At 72.7% G+C, this 4,375-nt stretch carries 5 protein-coding genes and 1 pseudogene; 2 read left to right on the plus strand and 4 right to left on the minus strand.

The window, feature by feature from the left end:
* Positions 1–2 precede the first annotated feature (2 nt).
* The gene (locus ITP53_RS54085; protein ID WP_195903261.1) at positions 3–929 is read right to left on the minus strand and encodes a serine/threonine dehydratase; all 927 of its coding nucleotides are present in this window, start codon (positions 927–929) and stop codon (positions 3–5) included.
* Positions 930–968: 39 nt separating this feature from the next.
* On the minus strand, positions 969–2,141 hold the full coding sequence (locus tag ITP53_RS54090; RefSeq protein ID WP_195903262.1) for a trans-sulfuration enzyme family protein: 1,173 nt from the start codon (positions 2,139–2,141) through the stop codon (positions 969–971).
* A gap of 141 nt (positions 2,142–2,282) precedes the next feature.
* On the opposite strand from ITP53_RS54090, the gene ITP53_RS54095 reads away from it, so the two are divergent.
* Together ITP53_RS54095 and ITP53_RS61780 are read left to right on the plus strand one after the other, a co-directional pair.
* Entirely contained in the window at positions 2,283–2,969 is a 687-nt protein-coding gene (locus ITP53_RS54095; RefSeq protein WP_195903263.1) for an alpha/beta hydrolase, read from the plus strand.
* Positions 2,970–3,070: 101 nt separating this feature from the next.
* A pseudogene (locus ITP53_RS61780) lies at positions 3,071–3,163 on the plus strand (ATP-binding cassette domain-containing protein); the annotation flags it as partial.
* A 39-nt stretch (positions 3,164–3,202) separates the two neighbouring features.
* Here ITP53_RS61780 and npdG read toward each other — a convergent pair.
* Together npdG and ITP53_RS54110 are read right to left on the minus strand one after the other, a co-directional pair.
* Positions 3,203–3,889, minus strand: coding sequence for an NADPH-dependent F420 reductase (gene npdG, locus ITP53_RS54105; protein WP_328818835.1), 687 nt, complete (start codon positions 3,887–3,889; stop codon positions 3,203–3,205).
* Between the two features lie 211 nt (positions 3,890–4,100).
* On the minus strand, positions 4,101–4,375 hold a 275-nt coding region (locus tag ITP53_RS54110), incomplete at its 5' end, for a lipase family protein (RefSeq protein WP_236052220.1).

Below are 4,375 nucleotides of genomic sequence, written 5' to 3' on the forward strand. Positions count from 1 at the left end.
AGTCAGGTGAGGGTGGCGGGGTCGGTGTTGGAGCCGCAGACCACGACGGCCACGCGCTCCCCCGCCGCCGGCGTGTAGGCGCCGGACAGCACCGCCGCGTACGCCGCCGCCCCCGCCGGCTCGGCCGCCACCCGGTGCCGCGCCCAGAGCGTACGCCGGGCCGCCACGATCGCCTCGTCGCTCACCAGCACACTCTCCACCCGCGGCCCGGAGAGGATCTCGTAGGCCAGCCCGCCCAGCCGGGTGGCGCCAAGGGCGTCGGCCCCCACCCCGCTCACCTGCACCGGCACCGGCTCCCCGGCCCGAAGGGCCTCGCGCAGGGTCGGAATCCGCTCGGGCTCCACCGCCACGACGCGCGGCCCTGCGCCGTCGCCGGCCGAGGTGCCCACGGTGATCCCGCCGGCGAACCCGCCGCCGCCGACGGCCACCACCACGGTGTCCACACCCCCGGTCTGCTCCATGATCTCCAGCCCGGTGGTCCCCTGCCCGGCCAGCACCTCGGGCTGGTCGTACGCGTGCACGGTCAGTGCCCCCGTCTCGGCGGCCCGCTTGGCGGCGGCCTCGGCGGCCTCCGAGTAGATGGCGCCCGTCTGGGTGATGTGCGCCCCCAGCGCCTCCAGCCCCGCCACCTTCACCGGGCTGGTGACCTCCGGCACGAAGATCTCGGCCCGCACCCCCAGCTCCCTGGCCGCGTACGCCACCGCAAGACCGTGGTTGCCACCGCTGGCCGCGATCACCCCGTCGGCCGGGAGCTCACCGGCCGACAGGATGCGGTTGAACGCCCCGCGCACCTTGAACGACCCGGAGTGCTGCAACAGTTCCAGCTTGAAGAACAGTCCGGGAGAGACCTCCAGCACCGGCGTACGAAGCACGAACCCGCCGATCCGCGCGGCGGCGGCCAGGACATCATGGTGGGCAACGGTGGTCACAGCGACTCCTCACACTAAAGCGCGTAGTAAGGATCGAGGCTACGCCAGTGCCTGGGACACGTCGGCCCACAGGTCCTCCGGGTGTTCGATGCCCACCGAGATGCGCACGGTGCCCTCGCCGATCCCGTTCGCGGCCAGGTCCTCTGCCGACATCGCCCGGTGCGAGGTGGTGGCGGGATGCAGCACGAGCGTCTCGACGCCGCCCAGCGAGGGGGCGAGGAGCGCGAGGCGTACGGAGCTCATGAACTTCTCCCCCGCCGCCCGTCCGCCTGCCAGGTCGAACGAGAACACCCCGCCGAACCCGGACAGCAGCCTGCCCGCCAGCTCGTACGACGGATGCGACGGCAGCCCCGGCCAGTGCACGGCCGCGACGGCGGGATGCCCGGCGAGCCGGGTCGCCAGGTGGCGGGCGTTCGAGCAGTGCCGTTCCATGCGAAGCGCGAGCGTCTGCAGCCCGCGCAGCGTCAGCCACGACGCGAACGGCTCAGCCGTGGCGCCCAGCTCGATCGCGAAGCGCCAGACCTGCTCGTACCGGGCGGAGTCGGCGAAGACGGCGATCCCGCCCACGACGTCGGTATGCCCGGACAGGTACTTGGTGGTGGAGTGCACCACGATGTCCGCACCGTGCTCGATGGGCCGGCACAGCAGGCCGGTGGCGAACGTGTTGTCGACCACGGACGGGATCCCCAGCTCGCGGGCCGCCCCGCACATCGCCGGCAGGTCGGCCACCAGGGTCATCGGGTTGCTGATCGTCTCCAGGTAGACCAGCCGGGTCTCGGGGCGCGCGGCGGCGCGCAGGGCCGCGGGGTCGTTCTCCGGCACGTACGTGACCTCGATCCCGAACCGCGCGGTCAGGTCGTTGATCATCGCGGCCGTCCCGCCGTACAGGGAGCGCTGGGCGATCAGGTGGTCACCTGGCTTGAGCAGGCCGAGCAGGACGATGTTGATCGCACCCATGCCCGAGCCCGTGGCGATGGCGGCCACACCGCCCTCCAGCCCGGCCACGGCGAGCTCCAGCGAGCGGACGGTGGGGTTGGTGTAGCGCCCGTACACGAACGCGCCGTCGGGACGCCCCATCGCGCCGGCCATCACGGCGGGGTCGTCGAAGACGAAGCCAGAGGTCTGGTAGATGGGCACGGAGATGGGGCGGCTGTCGGTCACGACCGGCTGGGGGACGTGCACGATCCGGGTCTCAGGACGGAGTTCACTCATGGCGCAAGGATCTCCTGGGAGGCGTCCGATGTCATCGCCGACCCCGGGGAAATGGGCCTGGGTGATGAGGGCGGGGTGTCGTAGGACGGAGCCGGGCGGACGGGCTCCCGCCGGACCCTCGGCGTCTGAGAGTGTGGGGGCATGGAGACGACCTTCGTACTCGTGCACAGCCCCTCCGTCGGGCCGTCGACCTGGGCGCCCGTGGCCGAGTCGCTGGAACGCCGCGGACGCGCGGCCGTGGTGCCCGAACTGACCGGCGTGGCCGCGGGCGGGCCGCCCTACTGGCCGTGGGTGGTCCAGTCTGTGCGCGCCGCCACCCCCGACACCCCCGTCGTCCTGGTCGGGCACAGCAACGCCGGGTTCTTCCTGCCGCTGATCAAGGAAGGGCTCGGGGAACGGGTGGTGGCGTGCGTGTTCGCCGACGCGCACATCCCGCCGCGCGACGGGCTGGTCAGGCTCGCCGAGGAGGAGTTCCTGCCCTTCCTGCACGACCTGGCGGGCCCCGACGGGGTGCTGCCACGCTGGACCGACTGGTGGGACGAGGAGGACGTGGTGGCCATGCTGCCCGACCCCGCCGTCCGCGTGGAGGTGGCGGGCGAGCAGCCCAGGCTGCCGCTCGACTACTACACGCAGGCCATCCCGGTCCCCGCCGGGTGGGACGAGGTCAGGTGCTCGTTCCTGTGGTACGGCCCCCCGTACGACAGGATCGCTGAGAAGGCGGCCCGCAGGGGCTGGCCGGTGAGCCGGGTGCCGGGCAAGCACCTGCACCAGATCATCGACCCTGAAGGCGTCACGGACGCGCTGCTCAAACTCTCGCGGAAGTCGTGAATTCCTCACTGCCGGCCCCCTGGCACGTCCAGGAATAGTCGGGCGTATGACAACGATCGACGTGCAAGGGCTCAGGAAGAGCCACAGGGGGTTTCGAGGCGGTGAAGGGCATCTCGTTCGAGGTGGCCCAGGGCGAGATCTTCGCGCTGCTCGGCAGGAACGGCGCCGGCAAGACCACGACGGTCGAGGTGCTATGCGTGCCGGGGTTGAGCGCCCGGCTTGCGTGCCGGGGCTCAGACGTCGGTGATCCGCAGGCCGGCGTGCGCCTTGTAGCGGCGGTTGACGGAGATGATGTTGGCGGTGAGCGCCTCGATCTGGTGCGCGTTGCGCAACCGGCCGCCGTAGACGCCGCGCACGCCGGGGATGACCGCAGCCAGCGCCTGCACGGTGTCCGTCGCCTCCCGGTCGTCGCCGAGCACCAGCACGTCCAGCTCCACCTCGTCCACCGCCGGGTCCATCAGCAGGACCGCCGACACGTGGTGGAACGCCGCCACCACCCGGGTGTCAGGCAGCACGGCCGCGGCCTGCTGGGCGGCGCTCCCCTCCGCGACGGGCAGCGCGTACGCGCCCTGCTTGTCGAATCCGATCGGGTTCACGCAGTCGACCACGATCTTCCCCGCGAGCTCCGCCCGCAGCGACTCCAGCAACGCCTTGTGCCCGTCGTACGGCACCGCGACGATCACGATGTCCGCCTGAGTGGCGACGGCGGCGTTCTCGTCCCCGCTCGCGCCCGATCCGATGGAGGCCGCGGCGTCCTTGGCACGCTGGGCGCTGCGCGACCCGATGAGCACGGGGTGCCCCGCCAGCGCGAACCGCCGCGCCAGCCCCTTCCCCTGGTCTCCCGTGCCGCCGAGAATGCCGATGGTTAGCCCGTTGAGGTCAGTCATAGCTCGATCATGCCAGCCCCGCGAAACGGGCACGGCGGCCGGGCCCCACGCGGACGAGCCGAAGCCCCTCCCGCACACCGACGGGAAGCGACCGGCGGCCGTGCCCCCGCGCGGACGGCCCGAAGCCGGCCTCCCGCACACCGACGTGAAGCGGGCGGCGGCCGGGCCGAAGCCGGTCTCCCGCACACCAGCGCGAAGCGGGCGGCGGCCGAGCCCGTGCGGGCGGGCCCGGCGGCCGGCCGGGCTAGCAGTTACCGAACGCGGGCAGCCCGAGCACCCGCAGGGTCAGCCACTCGATGGCCAGCGGCCCGCCCTCGATGGCCCCCGTGACGTGGTCGGGAGCGGGCAGCGCGGCCCACCGCACGTTGACCCCCGCCCGGCAGTACTCCGAGCGCAGCGCCGAGCCGACCGCGAGCGGGATGATCTGGTCGCCCTTGCCGTGGTAAAGGAACATCGGCACCCGCGGCGGCGTCCCCCCGAGCCGGTTCTCGGCGAGCCTGGCCAGCCACTTGGGCTGAC

The sequence above is a fragment of the Nonomuraea cypriaca genome, assembly GCF_015645445.1.
Taxonomy (GTDB): Bacteria; Actinomycetota; Actinomycetes; order Streptosporangiales; family Streptosporangiaceae; genus Nonomuraea; species Nonomuraea cypriaca.

What these genes read in the sequence shown, in the direction of transcription:
- ITP53_RS54095 (WP_195903263.1), top strand. Translation starts at nt 2,283, where the DNA reads ATGGAGACGACCTTCGTACTCGTGCACAGCCCCTCCGTCGGGCCGTCG.
- ITP53_RS54090 (WP_195903262.1), bottom strand. Translation starts at nt 2,141, where the DNA reads ATGAGTGAACTCCGTCCTGAGACCCGGATCGTGCACGTCCCCCAGCCG.